The sequence below is a fragment of the Halomonas sp. genome, from assembly GCF_052095695.1.
GTDB lineage: Bacteria > Pseudomonadota > Gammaproteobacteria > Pseudomonadales > Halomonadaceae > Vreelandella.
This window is the reverse complement of the sequence record NZ_JBQDLQ010000081.1, coordinates 1-15,357: the sequence shown is the minus strand read 5'-3', so window position 1 is coordinate 15,357 and position 15,357 is coordinate 1. Positions and strand designations below refer to the sequence as shown.

General features: G+C 54.4%; 14 protein-coding genes. All 14 read right to left on the bottom strand.

Translation table 11 applies throughout. The features are described 5' to 3' along the window. Window positions 1-176: 176 nt before the first annotated feature. On the bottom strand, window positions 177-725 hold the full coding sequence (locus ACTH5D_RS14190; protein ID WP_235039503.1) for a CvpA family protein: 549 nt from the start codon (window positions 723-725) through the stop codon (window positions 177-179). A 2-nt stretch (window positions 726-727) separates the two neighbouring features. Further along, window positions 728-1,426, bottom strand: coding sequence for an SPOR domain-containing protein (locus ACTH5D_RS14185; RefSeq protein WP_441672345.1), 699 nt, complete (start codon window positions 1,424-1,426; stop codon window positions 728-730). Then, on the bottom strand, window positions 1,413-2,792 hold the full coding sequence (gene folC, locus ACTH5D_RS14180; protein ID WP_441672343.1) for a bifunctional tetrahydrofolate synthase/dihydrofolate synthase: 1,380 nt from the start codon (window positions 2,790-2,792) through the stop codon (window positions 1,413-1,415). The genes ACTH5D_RS14185 and folC overlap by 14 nt, the downstream gene beginning before the upstream one ends. After that, window positions 2,785-3,783 (bottom strand): acetyl-CoA carboxylase, carboxyltransferase subunit beta, encoded by a 999-nt coding sequence (gene accD, locus ACTH5D_RS14175; RefSeq protein ID WP_441672341.1) that lies wholly within the window; start codon window positions 3,781-3,783, stop codon window positions 2,785-2,787. The genes folC and accD overlap by 8 nt, the downstream gene beginning before the upstream one ends. Before the next feature lie 94 nt (window positions 3,784-3,877). Continuing rightward, complete coding sequence (trpA, locus tag ACTH5D_RS14170) at window positions 3,878-4,681, bottom strand: tryptophan synthase subunit alpha (protein ID WP_441672339.1); 804 nt, start codon at window positions 4,679-4,681, stop codon at window positions 3,878-3,880. Window positions 4,682-4,720: 39 nt separating this feature from the next. After that, a complete protein-coding gene (gene trpB, locus ACTH5D_RS14165) occupies window positions 4,721-5,974 on the bottom strand; it encodes a tryptophan synthase subunit beta (protein WP_441672337.1) in 1,254 nt (417 codons plus the stop codon). Window positions 5,975-6,050: 76 nt separating this feature from the next. Then, complete coding sequence (locus ACTH5D_RS14160; protein ID WP_441672335.1) at window positions 6,051-6,689, bottom strand: phosphoribosylanthranilate isomerase; 639 nt, start codon at window positions 6,687-6,689, stop codon at window positions 6,051-6,053. Further along, on the bottom strand, window positions 6,686-7,621 hold the full coding sequence (gene truA, locus ACTH5D_RS14155) for a tRNA pseudouridine(38-40) synthase TruA (RefSeq protein ID WP_441672333.1): 936 nt from the start codon (window positions 7,619-7,621) through the stop codon (window positions 6,686-6,688). Before truA ends, ACTH5D_RS14160 begins: the two co-directional genes overlap by 4 nt. A gap of 157 nt (window positions 7,622-7,778) precedes the next feature. Continuing rightward, window positions 7,779-9,431, bottom strand: a complete 1,653-nt coding sequence (locus ACTH5D_RS14150) for a glucan biosynthesis protein (protein WP_441672331.1) — start codon at window positions 9,429-9,431, stop codon at window positions 7,779-7,781. 135 nt (window positions 9,432-9,566) lie between these two features. After that, on the bottom strand, window positions 9,567-10,988 hold the full coding sequence (locus ACTH5D_RS14145; protein WP_441672329.1) for a type IV pilus assembly protein FimV: 1,422 nt from the start codon (window positions 10,986-10,988) through the stop codon (window positions 9,567-9,569). A 175-nt stretch (window positions 10,989-11,163) separates the two neighbouring features. After that, window positions 11,164-12,276 (bottom strand): aspartate-semialdehyde dehydrogenase, encoded by a 1,113-nt coding sequence (gene asd, locus ACTH5D_RS14140; RefSeq protein ID WP_441672327.1) that lies wholly within the window; start codon window positions 12,274-12,276, stop codon window positions 11,164-11,166. Window positions 12,277-12,395: 119 nt separating this feature from the next. Continuing rightward, window positions 12,396-13,475, bottom strand: coding sequence for a 3-isopropylmalate dehydrogenase (gene leuB, locus ACTH5D_RS14135; RefSeq protein WP_441672325.1), 1,080 nt, complete (start codon window positions 13,473-13,475; stop codon window positions 12,396-12,398). Between the two features lie 99 nt (window positions 13,476-13,574). Next, a complete protein-coding gene (leuD, locus tag ACTH5D_RS14130) occupies window positions 13,575-14,222 on the bottom strand; it encodes a 3-isopropylmalate dehydratase small subunit (protein ID WP_441672323.1) in 648 nt (215 codons plus the stop codon). Between the two features lie 3 nt (window positions 14,223-14,225). Further along, the coding region (gene leuC, locus ACTH5D_RS14125) for a 3-isopropylmalate dehydratase large subunit (RefSeq protein ID WP_441672321.1) at window positions 14,226-15,357 on the bottom strand (1,132 nt) is incomplete at its 5' end.

Below are 15,357 nucleotides of genomic sequence, written 5' to 3'. Positions count from 1 at the left end.
CCCAGAAGGCCCACTATACCGCACATTCACGTTACCTCGCTTAATGCCATGGCTTCGCCTAAGTCACTTACCTAGGCAAGCCCGTACGTTCGAAGAATCGACTTCAGTAACAGGTCAATCACCTGTCGGGCTAACTTATCTACTTATCTACAAGCGCTCGCGGCGAGCCTTAACCCTCAAACGCCTTCGCGGAGGCGCAGGTCGGGTAAAGAAATATCACGTAACGACGCTGGCGCTTCAGGCAATTCACGATCCCACTGATCTAATTGGCTAACCGCCCAGTCGCGCAGCTGAATAAAGGTCGGGCGCAGCTCAGCCTGTTGCCAAGCCTGCAACTCTGAAAGCGGAGTTAGCGTGATCAGCACCGTCGCCACCAGCAGGATAACCGCCCCTCGCGCCACGCCAAAAGCGGCGCCCGCGACGCGGTTTAACAAACCCATGCCAACCCACTCAACCGCAGCATGCACCAAACGAATAACAATGCCGCAAAGCAAAATAACCGCGAAAATCACTAACGCAAAGGCCAGAACCAAGCGCGCGTCAAAGCTTTCAATAAACCCGCTCATTAGCTCGGCAACCGGCTCGGCCAGCACTCTTGCCACCATCAGGGCCACAACCCAAGCGGCCAAGCCTAGCGCTTCACGAACAAACCCTCTTACAAAACCTGCCAGCATCGAAAGCGCTAGCACGGCCAAAAAAACGGCATCAATCCATGTTAATGCCATTGTTAGTCTCTTACTCGCACAAGCAGCCCTTGGACATTGGCGCGCTCTTTAATCGATGTCATGGCAGCGTCACCATCTTCCGAGGTCGCATAAGGACCCACAAAAACAGTCGTCATGTTGTTATCCCGCTCACGCTGATAGACGGTAAAACCTTCGCCGGAAAGCTGCTCACCCAGGCGCCGGGCATTTGCTGCTTCTCCAAAGCTGCCAACTTGCACCGCCCACTGCCCTTGGGAGCTAGCGGATGGGCTGGATGGGCTGGATGAGCTCTGTGACGCGGTATTGCTAGTACTATTACTACCACTGCTGCCACTGCCTGAATTACTGCCGCTGTTATTAGTAGCCATTAAATCAGCGATAGGGTCGTTATCGGGCGTAGCCGCATCAGAGCCGCTGGGCGCTGGGCTTGCAGTTTCAGCTTGATCAGTTTGTGGCGTGCGAGGACTAACATCAATGGGTATGTAGCCGTCACTATTCGCACTGCTAGGCGTTGACGATAATGAAGGCTCGTTAACGGTTGCAGGTCGCTCAGGCGCAGGCACATCGCGACGTTCTACTTCAGTCGGCTTTTCAATCACAAAGCTCGGCTGCGGGCGTTCTTCCCTGGGCGCGGGGTCACTCATTAGCCATGGCACAAAAATCGCCAGCAGCGCGAGTAAAATCACAATTCCGCTGATACGTTCCGTTTTACCGTATTTCATTTTCGTCTCCATCAAGCGACACTGCGCCTGTTGGCAGTGGCCTAGCTAACAAAGCCGCTACAGTAAAGAACGACCCGGTGGCCAAGACACGATCATTGAGCGTTAACACCTTCGCCAACCAATCAGCGCCTGCTTGCGGCGTGTCAGCGCAAAAATGTACCCGCCCTCCCTGTGCATTTATTCGTTGATACAACGCTTTGGCTTGGCAGCCACGCTCTCCCGCTAGGGTCACACACACCCAGTCAGTTATACGGGCCGACAATGCCTGTATAACACCGTCGATATCTTTATCATTCAACATGCCAATAAGACACCACTGCCGGCCATTGCCCGGCGGAAGCGGCAAGTAGTTGGCGATATATTCCGCAGCGTGAGGGTTATGTCCGACATCCAAGCACCACTGACCCACCCACTGCATGCGTCCTGCTAGGATGACGCTACTCAGCGCCTTCTGCACGCGGTCTTGCTCAAGCGTAAGTCCAGTGAGCGCAAGCGCCTGTAAAGCCGTGGCGGCATTATCAATCGGCAGCCCGGGATCAGGCAATCGATCCAGCACGATGCCCGTCTCATCTGCTTGCTGGCCCTGCCAGCGCCACGTTTTAAGCCCGCTGGCAAAGCCGTCATGCTGGAAATGTTGGCCTAATCGAAATACGGGGGCTGCCAGCGTGTGCGCGTATTCAGCAACGCTTTCGGGCAATGTTAAGCTACCAAGCAATGCTGGGCGTGCGGCACGAAAAATGCCTGCTTTTTCACGTCCAATCCGGGCTATATCGGTACCCAGAAAATTCGCATGATCCTGGGCGATCGTGGTCACAACCGCCACATCCGCATCAATAATATTGACCGCATCAAGCCGGCCACCCAGCCCTACTTCCAGCACGGCGAGATCCAGCTCTGCACGGGCCAAACACCATAATCCACATAGCGTGCCCGCTTCAAAATACGTCAGGCTTATTTCAGGCTCTTGTAAACGCGCCCGTTCAACGTGCTCAAAACCCTCTATCAGCAGTTGATCATCGGCCTCCTGGCCGGCGATTTTGACGCGTTCGTTATAGCGCAGTAAATGGGGTGAGGTATACGTACCCACCCGCTGACCGTGAGCGCGGGCTACACTATCGATCATGGTCAGGGTTGACCCCTTGCCATTGGTACCCGCGACGGTAATAACGCAGGAGGCAATGGGACGAGAAAGCAGCCCCATACGATTAGCTACCTGCGACACCCGCTCCAGGCCCATATCTATGCCGACCGGATGCAGCGTTTCCAGATGCTGAAGCCACTGCTCTAAAGACAACCGTTCTAAAGACAGCTGCTCTAAAGACGGTCGCCCTGAAGGCAATGGCGGCAAGGCATCAGAATCAGGCATTGCGCGAATGGTCGTCACTCTTAGCCGTATCGAGCTTATTCAGCGTTGCTTCTGCATCGTCCGCCAAAACAGCGTCCTCAACGGTTGGCTCAGAAACGCCCGCCTCATCATCTACATTGACAGTTACTGGCGCTGCATCGTGATGCGTTAGCTTACGCAAAACACTACCCACGCGGGCGCGCATCTCATGACGATGAACAATCATGTCTACCGTGCCGTGATCAAGTAAAAACTCGCTGCGCTGGAAACCTTCCGGTAGCGTTTCGCGCACCGTCTGTTCTATAACGCGAGGTCCCGCAAAGCCAATCAGGGCATTGGGTTCAGCAATATTCAAATCACCCAGCATCGCAAGAGACGCCGAAACACCACCAAACACGGGGTCTGTCAGTACCGAGATATACGGCACGCCCGCCTGCTTAAGCCTTTCAAGCGCCGCCGATGTTTTTGCCATCTGCATCAGTGAAAAGAGCGCTTCCTGCATGCGCGCACCACCGGAGGCCGCAAAACATACCAGCGGAATATTCTCGTTAAGCGCTAACGTGGCAGCACGAACAAACTTCTCGCCGACGACCGCCCCCATCGAGCCACCCATAAAGGTAAACTCGAACGCGACGGCAATCACCGGCAGACCGTCTAACTCACCGCGCATCGCCACCAGGGCATCTTTCTCACCGGTGTCTTTTTGCGCTGCGGTCAGGCGATCCTTGTACTTTTTAGAATCGCGAAACTTCAGTCGATCATTCGGTTCAAGATCAGTTGCAATCTCTTCGCGTCCGTCCTTATCCAAGAACCAGTCCAAGCGCTTGCGTGCCGTTAAGCGCAAATGGTGATCGCACTTGGGACACACGCTATTGTGTTTCTCTAACTCAGGGAGGTAGAGAACCGCTTCGCACTTGGGACATTTACGCCAGAGGCCGTCGGGCACGCTAGCGCGACGGTCTTTACGCTGGATACGACCCATTGAGGGAACGATCTTGTCTAACCAGCTCATATCAAAAAGGCTTCCGTTTTACGTCAACGCTTGGCAAAACCAAGCTTGATGAGTGTCATTAATCTATTCAGTATAGGCGATAAAGCGTTTTGCTCTAGGCATCCATCGCCGTGCGCATTTCTGCTAATACACTTTTCAACTGGCCCGCGATAGTTTCCGGGACATCCAAACTTTCAGCAATGCGATTAACCAAGGCACTACCAACAATCACGCCATCAGCGACTTTAGCCACTTCGGCTGCGGTCCCGCCATCACGAATACCAAAGCCAACGCATAGTGGCAAATCGGTCATCCCACGCAGCGGCGCCAAATGCTCAGCTACATCGTCTGCGTTCAGAGTGGCGGCACCCGTCACGCCTTTCAGCGAAACATAGTACAAGTAGCCATTACCATGGGCGCATATTGTAGCGGCACGTTCGTTAGAAGTGGTAGGCGCAACGAGAAAAATTGCGGCTAAGTTACGAGACTTTAGCAATGGCCCAATTTCATCCGCTTCTTCCGGGGGCATATCGACAATCAGAATGCCGTCTACGCCAACAGCAGCGGCTTGATCGGCAAAACTTTCATAGCCAATGCGCTCAATGGGATTCAAATAGCCCATCAGCACCACTGGCGTGGTGGTATCCGCTTGGCGAAATTCTTTGACCATCTGCATTAAATCAACCAGCCGCGTTCCTTTCTTCAATGCACGCTCACAGGCTTTTTGAATCACAGGGCCGTCGGCCATAGGATCAGAAAATGGCACGCCAAGTTCAATAATATCGGCGCCCGCATCCACCAGTGCATGCATAAAGCCCACGGTATACTGCGGCGCTGGATCCCCGGCGGTAATGTAAGGGATTAGAGCCTTACGGCCCTGCTGTTTAAGTTCACTGAAACGCTGATCAATACGGTTCATGCTTACCCTTAAAAAAGCTGCGCTCAAAATGACTGATTCTTAAAATTCTATGCCATCAATCTTGGCAACCGTCATGATGTCTTTATCGCCGCGACCGGAAAGATTAACGATAATATGCTGGTCAGGGCGCATGGTCGGTGCCAAAACTTTTGCATGGGCGAGTGCATGTGCCGACTCGAGGGCGGGCATGATACCTTCCATATGCGTTAGCTCGCGAAATGCTTCCAGCACTTCTTTATCATTGGCCGCTACGTAGCTAACCCGCCCGACGTCCTTCCATAGCGCGTGCTCAGGGCCTACTCCGGGGTAATCAAGGCCCGCCGAAATAGAGTGAGTATCGGATACCTGGCCTGCTTCATCGGACATCAAATAAGTACGGTTGCCGTGCAGAACGCCCCGTGGCGCGTTCGTTGTGAGAGGCGCCGCATGGCGACCAGTTTCAACGCCATCTCCACCAGCTTCAACGCCATACATAGCCACCGCGTCGTCTTCCACAAATGGGTAGAAAAGCCCCATAGCGTTAGAACCACCGCCAACACAGGCAATCAGTGCATCAGGTAGGCGGCCAATCTGCTCAAGGGATTGGCGGCGCGCCTCGCGCCCTACCACCGAATTGAAATCACGCACCAGCAGTGGATAAGGGTGCGGGCCGGCCACGGTTCCGATGATATAGAAGGTGTTATCGACGTTAGTTACCCAGTCACGCAGCGCTTCGTTCATAGCATCTTTAAGCGTGCGAGTGCCGGACTCTACCGGAATCACGCGGGCACCCAGCAGGCGCATGCGGTAAACATTCAACTTCTGGCGCTCTACGTCTTCAGCGCCCATATAAACATCGCACTCAAGCCCTAAGCGAGCAGCCACGGTAGCAGAAGCAACGCCATGCTGGCCGGCTCCCGTTTCGGCGATAATACGCGGCTTGCCCGTTTTCTTAGCTAGCAGCGCCTGGCCAATCGTATTATTGACCTTGTGAGCACCGGTGTGATTCAAGTCTTCCCGCTTCAACCAAATCTGCGCACCGCCCAGGCTCTCCGACCAGCGCTTGGCATGATAAAGCGGTGAAGGACGGCCAACGTAGTGAGCAAGGTCATAGTCAAATTCGGCTTGGAAGTCGGGGTCTTCACGTAAACTTATGTACGTTTTCTCCAACTCCTCCAACGCAAAGCTGAGGGTTTCAGACACAAACCGACCGCCGTAGGGGCCAAAATGACCACGGGCATCCGGCATTTGGGTTAGCTCGCTGAACTTCGTTTCAAGTACAGTTTTAGAAACACCAGTCGCAGAAACGGTCACAGAGATACCTCACAAGATCGCCAGAACAGGCAAACAATAAATGGATCAACGTAAAACGTAGCTCGATAAACATAGGCTAGCGTGTGTCGGCTAACGCCACATGGCGAACAAAAGCAGCCATTTTGGCAGCATCCTTACAGCCGTAGGCGGCCTCAATACCCCCTGACACATCAACTGCATAGGGCATAACTTGACGCACAGCCTCGGCAATATTATCTGGCGTCAACCCACCGGCGAGGATAACAGGTTTTGTAAGATTTGCGGGGATTCTCGACCAATCGAAGGTCTCTCCAGTACCGCCCGGCGTCCCTGGACGATAGGCATCTAAAAGCAGTGCCTGTGCCTGGTGGTAGCGTTCAGCTTGTTGCGCCAAGTCTATTTCATCACGCATACGTAATGCTTTCATCCACGCCATCCCATATTGCTGACACGTTTCAGGAATTTCGTCACCATGGAACTGGAGCAAATCAAGATGCGGCAAACACTGCTCAATCAACTCAGTTGACTGATCCACAAACAGCCCAACGCGGGTTACAAAAGCAGGAACGCGGGCAGACAGTTCGGCCAGTTGTTCAACGTCCACACTGCGCTTACTTTTTGGCCACATAACGAAGCCTACTGCATCCACGCCGAGCGCGACGGCGCTATCGATATCATCTGAACGGGTAAAACCGCAAAACTTGATGCGCGTGCGCGTTAATGGATCAGCACTCAAAACGACGTCTCCTGTTCAGAGCCAGCCACACCGTTTAGCGAGCGGCTGCGGCGATAGGCAACGCGCGGCGTATCCGGCAATTCACGCTCGCCGGTCCACTCGCCGGTAAACGAAAGAAGATGCGGCCCCAGCGGTTCTTTAGGCAAGTCAAACCGCTCATCATAAACGGAATCGACAAAATGCAGCCCGCAAGCTGGCGCGGTAACGTCACCCTTACGGCGATTCTGCAGCGCTAACAGCTCGCCAATATAGGCCTCGCTTTTCGCACCGCGTCCAACGCTAACCAGCGCGCCGGCAATGTTACGAATCATGTGATGCAAAAATGCGTTGCCTTGAATATCGATCATCACGAGCTGGCCATAGCGTTTGACATCGATAAAATGCATATGCCGCCAGGGCGTTTTAGACTGACAGCCAGCGGCTCGAAAGCTGGAAAAATCATGTTCGCCCACCAGCGCCTGGGCGGCACGATGCATGGCGCCTGCATCTAGCGCGTCACGGCACCAGGTCACATTAGCCCGCTCTAGCACCGGACGGCTGATTTGATTTAGCAACACGTAGCGGTAACGACGGCCAAGCGCGCATAGGCGCGAGTGAAAGTCATCCCCCACAGGCTTTACCCAGCGCACGGCAATATCTCGAGGCAGATGGGTATTGACACCAAATATCCAGGCTTTTTCTGAGCGCCCTACCGGCGGGTCAAAATGCACGACTTGACGCGTGGCATGCACCCCGGAGTCGGTGCGCCCGCTGGCGTGAATCTGGATCGGCTCATTGGCCACCTTGCTCAGCGCGCCTTCTAACGACGCCTGAACGGAAGCTGCATGCTTTAGGCGCTGAAAACCGCAGTAATGGGTACCGTCGTATTCAATACCCATTGCCAAACGGCCAGTAAGCGGAATTTTCTCATCGAAGTGATAGGACAGCGTCATCAAGCCACGTCATTTTAAAGATTGTGAAGGTTCGCTATTATCCCGGCCTCGCGGCTTGAATGCCACCTCTTCAATTGCTCACTCTTCCTCAACCTGCCTGCGCAGCTTTTTAGCAGCGACTATTGTTGCCGTTCTGACGCTCGGGATGAATTCAACCTCAGCGTGCTGGGACTCTCTCCGGGAACTGGCGGTCTTCCGGCATCGGCGGGAAGTATTGATAGACCCAGGTCTCACTGATGGTTACGCCCTCGGCGCTTAGCGTCAAGCGCATGTCGAGCGGGTCTAAAGCGTCGCTGGTGGGATACCAATCGAACTGAATACGGAAGCCCTCGAAGTCATCTACCCAAAAAATCTGAATATTCTTGACCTCGCCGTCGGGTACGTCGAGGTGGGTCTGCAGCCCAATCTCGTTGTCATGGAAGTGCTTAACACTACCACCGACAAAATCGATAGCGATGCGCTGAGCCCAGACGTCCGGGAAGTGCTCACCCGGTGCCCAGCCCTCGGGGAAACCACCGATACCGGTAAACGTTTTGCGGACCCGCGCCAGGTCGCTCTGAACTGGCGGGAACGCACTCCAGTGAAGTTTGTAGGCGTAGTGCAGTGCCTGCCCCGCCTCTACCGCTGCTTCCGGCTTCCAAAAGGCCACGATGTTGTCCATGGTCTCACCGGAAGTGGGGATTTCAAGCAACTGAATTTCACCTCGCCCCCAGTCGCCCAGAGGTTCTACCCAGAGACTGGGGCGGTTGTGATAGTTGCCCACGATATCTTCGTAGCTGTCGAACTCGTGGTCAGTTTGCAGCAAGCCAAAGCCCTTGGGGCTGTTATCGCTGAACGAGTTGAACTGCAAACGTGGCGGGTTATTCAGGGGCCGGCAGATCCACTCGCCATTGCCGCGCCAGATCGAGAGACGATCGGAGTCGTGGATCTGTGGGTGGAAAGTCAGGCACATGTCGCGCTGCTGGGTACCGCAGCTAAACATGCTGGTCATCGGCGACAGCCCGAGCTGGGCAACCGATTCTCGCGGAAAGAGATGCTTGTCGATCTCCATCACCACTCGGTCATCTTCACAATGGATGACGAAACGGTAGGCGCCAGCTAGGCTTGGAGAGTCAAGCAACGCATGGGCCACGAAGGTCGTGGCGCCGACTTCCGGTGTTTCGAACCAGAAGCGAGTAAACGCCGGAAACTGTTCGTTGGCTTTATCGGTGTAGGTATTGACGGCAATACCGCGGGCAGAGATGCCGTACTGATAAGTGTCATCGACCGCGCGGAAGTAACTGGCGCCGAGGAAAGACACGATATCGCGCTCGGTCAGTGAAGGCTCCTTAAACACCCGAAAGCCTGCAAAGCCCAGCTCACCCTGTCCTTCGAGCTGCGAGACATCGACGTGAGCGCCCGAATAGTTGAACAGATCGGGGCGAAAGTGAATCTCTCTCGCCTGGCTGGTCTCAGGGTCCACCGAATACATCCGCACCGGCTGGTCGAATGCCATCCCCACGTGGAAGAACTGCACGTCGAGCGGGCCATTCATCTGATTCCAGAGAGAGTGACTGGGATCGTAGCCGATTTCGTTGTAGCGCTGCGGCGTGAGATTGCTCAGCGTCGGCGGCAACTGCTGGACAGTGCTCTGATAGGGTTTGGCGGCGAGGTCGCGGGCATAGTCCTGAAGCCAGTCGAAACTGAAAGCTTGTGAGTCACCATCTGCGATACGACTAGAGGCGCTGGCCGCGGCGAACAGAGGAGCTGAAGGCAAGCCACACCATGCCGCAAGCGCCAATGCGCTCTTGAGCACACTTCTACGATCCATGAACACCTATCCTTTGTATGTAGACAAACAATTCGCAGCACTTCCGACCTGAGACCTCTCAGCTGCACGCGAGATGCGAATTTCAGACGCCGTATTCTGGCAGCAGTTCCCTATATCAAGCCTTAAGCGCCCTCGTCAGCGGTTATCAACTGGCTTGAATGCCACTTCTTCAATTTCCCACGACGCCTCGATTGAGCCAGGGGCACGATTAGCCGGCGTCTCGGCATCAGTTACACGCTGCGAAGCAAACTGCTCGTTAGGCGGATGATAATCAACCAGCCAGTGATCGGAATTTTCGGGGCTTTCACCCTTTTCATGCTCTCCTAGTGGGCGTCTATTGCGATCATCATCGACCTTCTGCTGCGAGGCAGGCACGCCTGCCATACTATCTGGCCCGGGCGTTAACGTAGGTGAGACAGCGGGCTTTATCGTGGCCTCCGCCATAGCCGCGTCGTTCCAGGTCTCATCTTGATGCTTACGCCGCCAGATCAATAACACACCCAGTAGAACGATGGCCGTTAGCCCAAGCGGCCACTGGTAATCCGCGATGAAAGTGTTAGCACGCTGCCCCTCGCGCGTACTGGCAGCGGGTCGCACAGGAGATTGATCCGCAGCAACCGCTTGGCTAGAGAGCAAATCGCTGAGCGCTTCCGCCAGTGAGGCAATATCACTGCGCAGCTCACTTAACTCTGTGCGCATTAGTCCACGCTCGTCACGCATCTGTTGAAGCACCGCCTGGTTTAAGCGCAGTTGCTCGGCCAGCCCGGCGGGGAATAGGGCGTCAGGCGGCTCAATGTCTTCTTCAATCGGCGCGGGTTGGCCTACTCTCAAAGCATGGGCATTAGCAGCACCGCTGGAAAGATCCGTCTCGCTTGTCTGCAGAGATTGAATAGAGTCTGCTGGGGCATTCGGCATGTCCACACCTGAGCGTGCCATTACGAGCTCTTCATTCGGCACGCGCAGCGTTTGGCCTGCTCGCATCTCGTTAGCATTACCTGATGGAAAAACATTAGGATTAGCGTCAACAAGCGCTGCCATCATCTGCTGAACACTAGCATTGACCGGCTTAGTTAGCTCGGCAACGCTCCATAGCGTGTCGCCGCGATTGATATACAAGCGCGGCGGTCCATCGCTAGGGAGATTATTTACGGCCTCACGCTGGGCGTAATCTTGCGGATCAAAGAGCAGCGTAACATCGCGGGTATGCGACCCGCCTGGGTACTGCAACGTGAGCAGTAGCTCAAGCCAAGGCTCCTTCATGGTCTGCTGCGAACTTAAATATACCTGGCGGCGGCCCTGTCGTTCCTGAACCTGGGCAATCACGTTAGCGGCAAACGGCTCCCACTCAAGCCCTGCAGCCGCAAATTCAGCCTGATTGGCAACCCTAACGCTAATATCTTCCAACGGGTAATCACTGTTTCCAAGCAGTGGCATAGAAGCCTTCAACGGCTCATTTAAATAAGAACTGACGTTCGGATATCCCAGTTCAACGGCAATGGCGAGAGGACTCACCAAGCTCAGTGAGACACACACAGCCCATGCGCGTATTTGTTTCATAAAGCTCCCTAGCGTATTACTTTATTATTCCCACCAACTAAACTTGATGGTACGGCCCCTCCCCATAACTTAACTAAATATTGGTTTGTTTCCCATTCGTGAGCATTGTTGCCACGAAAAAAAACGGGAAGCTGCAAGCAGCTTCCCGTTTAGACCGATGTACAACCGCAATCAATTACTGCTCGCGTAAAATCTTAAGCATACGCTTAAGCGGCTCAGCGGCGCCCCACAGTAGTTGATCGCCAACGCTAAACGCGGACAGATACTCCCCGCCCATCTGCAGCTTACGCAGACGCCCTACCGGCACTTGTAGCGTACCCGTAGCGGCGGCAGGCGTTAGCCCAGCAACGGTGGCGTCTTTATCATTAGGAATCAATTTGACCCATTCGTTGTGCTTAGCGATGCGGTCTTCAATCTCATCCAGCGGCACGTCTTGCTTAAGCTTGATCGTGAAGGCTTGGCTATGCGAGCGCATCGCGCCAATACGCACACACAGGCCGTCAATGGGAATCGGGTTATTGTCGAGGCCCAAAATCTTGTTGGTCTCAACGCTGCCCTTCCACTCCTCACGACTCTGTCCGTTATCCAACTTAGTGTCGATCCACGGCAATAGGCTGCCTGCAAGCGGTGCGCCAAAGTTATCGGTCGGGAAATCACCGCTGCGCATCGCCGCCGTTACTTTACGGTCGATATCTAAAATCGCGCTGGAAGTATTCTTCAGCTCATCGCCAACGCTTGCGTGAAGCTGCCCCATTTGACTGAGCAACTCGCGCATATGCTTAGCACCGGAGCCTGACGCAGCTTGGTACGTCATGGACGTCATCCACTCAACCATATCGGCTTCAAACAAACCGCCCAACCCCATAAGCATGAGGCTGACGGTACAGTTACCGCCAACAAAGGTTTTAGCACCTTTGGCAAGCTGGTCATCGATCACCTTGCGGTTAACCGGATCCAGTACGATAGTTGCTTCATCTTCCATGCGCAGCGTGCTAGCGGCATCAATCCAGTAGCCTTTCCAGCCAGCGCTACGTAGATCTTTATAGACAGGTTTGGTGTAGTCACCGCCCTGGCACGTCACAATGACATCCAGCGCTTTAAGCGCCTCGATATCAAAAGCATCTTTCAGTGAAGGTACCTCTACACCGATGTCGGGGCCGGGCTGGCCAACCTGGGAAGTGGTAAAGAAAACCGGCTCTATGCCGTTAAAATCACCATCATCTTGCATGCGTTGCATCAGCACCGAGCCAACCATGCCGCGCCATCCCACGAAACCGACTTTCAACATATGAAGTCCTCCTGCAAAGAATGAGTCCTTGCATTATACACAAATCGTCAGGGTAATTTTGGAACCAGCAGGGTGGCTAAGGGCTGTCTCTGCGACAAGCCCTTAAGGCAGTCGTTACTTTACTGCTTGGCAAACGCGGCGAGTACCGCATCACCCATTGCCTCGGTGCCAATGGTTTGCATGCCGTCAGAAGCAATATCCGCCGTGCGCAAGCCATCATCCAGCACGCTGCCTACGGCGGCTTCTATGCGCTCTGCCATCGCGGTTTCATCGAGCGAATAGCGCAGCATCATGGCAACCGACAGCATCATCGCCAGCGGGTTGGCAATATTCTGGCCAGCGATATCCGGCGCGCTGCCGTGGCAAGGCTCAAACATGCCCTGCCCGCTCTCATTTAACGACGCCGAAGGGAGCATGCCGATAGAGCCGGTGAGCATCGCGGCGGCATCAGAAAGAATATCGCCGAACATATTGCCGGTAACAACAACGTCAAACTGCTTAGGCGCGCGGACCAACTGCATGGCTGCGTTATCGACGTACATGTGCGAAAGCTCAACGTCCGGATACTCCGGCGCCAGGCGCTCCATCACTTCGCGCCATAAAATCGTCACTTCCAGCACATTGGCTTTATCGACCGAGCACAGCTTCTTGCCACGCTTTTGGGCCATTTCAAACGCCACGCGACCGATACGCTCAATCTCTCTTTCAGAATAAATATAGGTATTAAAGCCCACGCGTTCGCCATTGCGCACTTCAATGCCACGAGGCTGGCCAAAGTAAATACCGCCGGTGAGCTCGCGCACAATCATAATATCAAGCCCAGCGACCAGCTCAGGCTTCAGACTAGAGGCGCTAGCTAGCTGCGGATAAAGCATGGCCGGGCGCAGGTTGCCAAACAAACCAAGGTTTTTACGCAGCCCTAATAAGCCTTTTTCAGGACGCTTAGAGAGATCTTCAATTTTATCCCACTTTGGCCCCCCCACTGCGGCTAGCAGAATAGCGCTGGCCGCTTTGGCTTTAGCCAGCGTTTCTGCGGGCAGCGGGTCGCCGTGAACGTCGTAGGCAGAACCGCCCACCAGGGCCTCTTCTACTTCAATATCCAACCCTGCTTCTTGACACGCTTTTAATAAACGAGCTGCCTGAGCGGCAATCTCAGGGCCAATACCGTCACCCGGCAGCAGTAGTACCTTATGAGTCATGCTGAATCCTTAAAGTGTCATCGAGCGACTTTGGTCGCTTTGCCCCTTGCAATGGGGCTGCAAAGAGCTATCAAATTTATTGAGAATAATTAAAAGTTTTCAGGCTGACTGACGGAACAACCAGGGGCGGGCAGCTTTATGCTTCTGTTCAAAGGCGCGAATAGCGTCTTCGTCTTTTAGCGTCAGGCCAATATCGTCCAACCCTTCCAGCAAGCAGTGTTTGCGGAAATCATCCACTTCAAACGCTAAAACCTCGCCGCTGGGCGTAACGACACGCTGGTTTTCTAAGTCTACATCCAACTGATAGCCTTCATTGGCGTCCAGCTCGACAAACAGACGATCCACCACATCCTCTTCGAAGGTGATCAACAAAATGCCGTTCTTGAACGAGTTGTTATAAAAGATATCGGCAAAGCTGGGCGCAATCACTACTTTAAAACCGAAATCTTCCAGTGCCCAAGGCGCATGCTCGCGAGAACTGCCGCAGCCGAAATTGCGCCGTGCAAGCAGCACTTCAGCGCCTTTAAAGCGAGGTTGATTGAGCACAAAGTCAGGGTTCAGCGGGCGCTGCGAACAGTCCTGCCCTGGCTGCCCCTCATCTAGATAACGTAATTCATCAAACAGGTTAACGCCAAAGCCGGTGCGTTTGATCGATTTCAAAAATTGCTTTGGAATAATCAAATCAGTGTCGACGTTAGCGCGATCAAGCGGCGCGACCACACCTTCAAAACGGGTAAATTTTTTCATGGCTTAGGCCTCCTGAGCGTGAGTGGCATCGTTAGCAGGCAAGCTGCGAACATCGACAAAATGACCGGCAATCGCCGCTGCAGCCGCCATGGCGGGGCTGACCAAGTGAGTGCGGCCACCGTAGCCCTGGCGGCCTTCAAAGTTGCGGTTAGACGTTGAGGCGCAATGTTCGCCCGCACCCAGCTTGTCCGCGTTCATGGCCAAACACATAGAGCAGCCCGGCTCGCGCCACTCAAAACCTGCTTCAATAAAGATTTTATCCAAACCTTCAGCTTCCGCTTGGCGCTTCACCAGACCAGACCCTGGCACCACCATAGCCAGTTTGATTGAGTCAGCCACTTTTTTGCCTCTGGCGACTTTGGCAGCTTCACGCAGATCTTCGATACGGGAGTTAGTGCAGGAACCAATAAAGATCTTATCCAACTTGATATCAGTGATTTTCTGGTTAGCGTGCAGCCCCATATATTCCAGCGCGCGAGTATGGCTGCGTTGAACGGTTTCATCCTGCGCGGCGAATGGATCAGGCACCTGGCCAGAAATACCGGTGACCATCTCAGGGCTGGTGCCCCAGCTCACCTGCGGTTCGATCTCTTCAGCTTTCAGGGTAACGACCTTGTCGAATTGCGCATCGTCATCAGAAACCAGATTGCGCCAATCCGCCACGGCCGCTTCCCACTGCTCGGCGGTAGGGGCGAAGGGGCGCTTGCCAAGGTAATCAATCGTGGTGTCGTCTACGGCAATCAAACCCACTCGGGCACCCGCTTCAATAGCCATATTACAAACGGTCATGCGGCCTTCCATAGAGAGCGAGGCAATAGCGCTGCCGGCAAACTCAATCGCATAGCCAGTACCGCCAGCAGTGCCGATTTGGCCGATTATCGCTAACACAACGTCTTTAGCAGTCACGCCTAGACCTAGCTCGCCTTCGACACGCACCTGCATATTCTTCATCTTTTGCGCCAGCAAGCACTGAGTTGCCATCACGTGCTCAACTTCCGATGTACCGATACCGTGAGCCAATGCGCCAAAGGCACCATGAGTGGCAGTATGGGAGTCGCCGCACACCACGGTCATGCCCGGTAGCGTTGCGCCCTGCTCAGGGCCAACCACGTGCACGATACCCTGGCGCGGGTCG

Excerpts from the sequence above, each read along its gene's own strand:
- ACTH5D_RS14190 (WP_235039503.1), bottom strand. The coding sequence starts at position 725 with ATGGCATTAACATGGATTGATGCCGTTTTTTTGGCCGTGCTAGCGCTT.
- ACTH5D_RS14185 (WP_441672345.1), bottom strand. The coding sequence starts at position 1,426 with ATGAAATACGGTAAAACGGAACGTATCAGCGGAATTGTGATTTTACTC.
- folC (WP_441672343.1), bottom strand. The coding sequence starts at position 2,792 with ATGCCTGATTCTGATGCCTTGCCGCCATTGCCTTCAGGGCGACCGTCT.
- accD (WP_441672341.1), bottom strand. The coding sequence starts at position 3,783 with ATGAGCTGGTTAGACAAGATCGTTCCCTCAATGGGTCGTATCCAGCGT.
- trpA (WP_441672339.1), bottom strand. The coding sequence starts at position 4,681 with ATGAACCGTATTGATCAGCGTTTCAGTGAACTTAAACAGCAGGGCCGT.
- truA (WP_441672333.1), bottom strand. The coding sequence starts at position 7,621 with ATGACGCTGTCCTATCACTTCGATGAGAAAATTCCGCTTACTGGCCGT.
- ACTH5D_RS14150 (WP_441672331.1), bottom strand. The coding sequence starts at position 9,431 with ATGGATCGTAGAAGTGTGCTCAAGAGCGCATTGGCGCTTGCGGCATGG.
- ACTH5D_RS14145 (WP_441672329.1), bottom strand. The coding sequence starts at position 10,988 with ATGAAACAAATACGCGCATGGGCTGTGTGTGTCTCACTGAGCTTGGTG.
- asd (WP_441672327.1), bottom strand. The coding sequence starts at position 12,276 with ATGTTGAAAGTCGGTTTCGTGGGATGGCGCGGCATGGTTGGCTCGGTG.
- leuB (WP_441672325.1), bottom strand. The coding sequence starts at position 13,475 with ATGACTCATAAGGTACTACTGCTGCCGGGTGACGGTATTGGCCCTGAG.
- leuD (WP_441672323.1), bottom strand. The coding sequence starts at position 14,222 with ATGAAAAAATTTACCCGTTTTGAAGGTGTGGTCGCGCCGCTTGATCGC.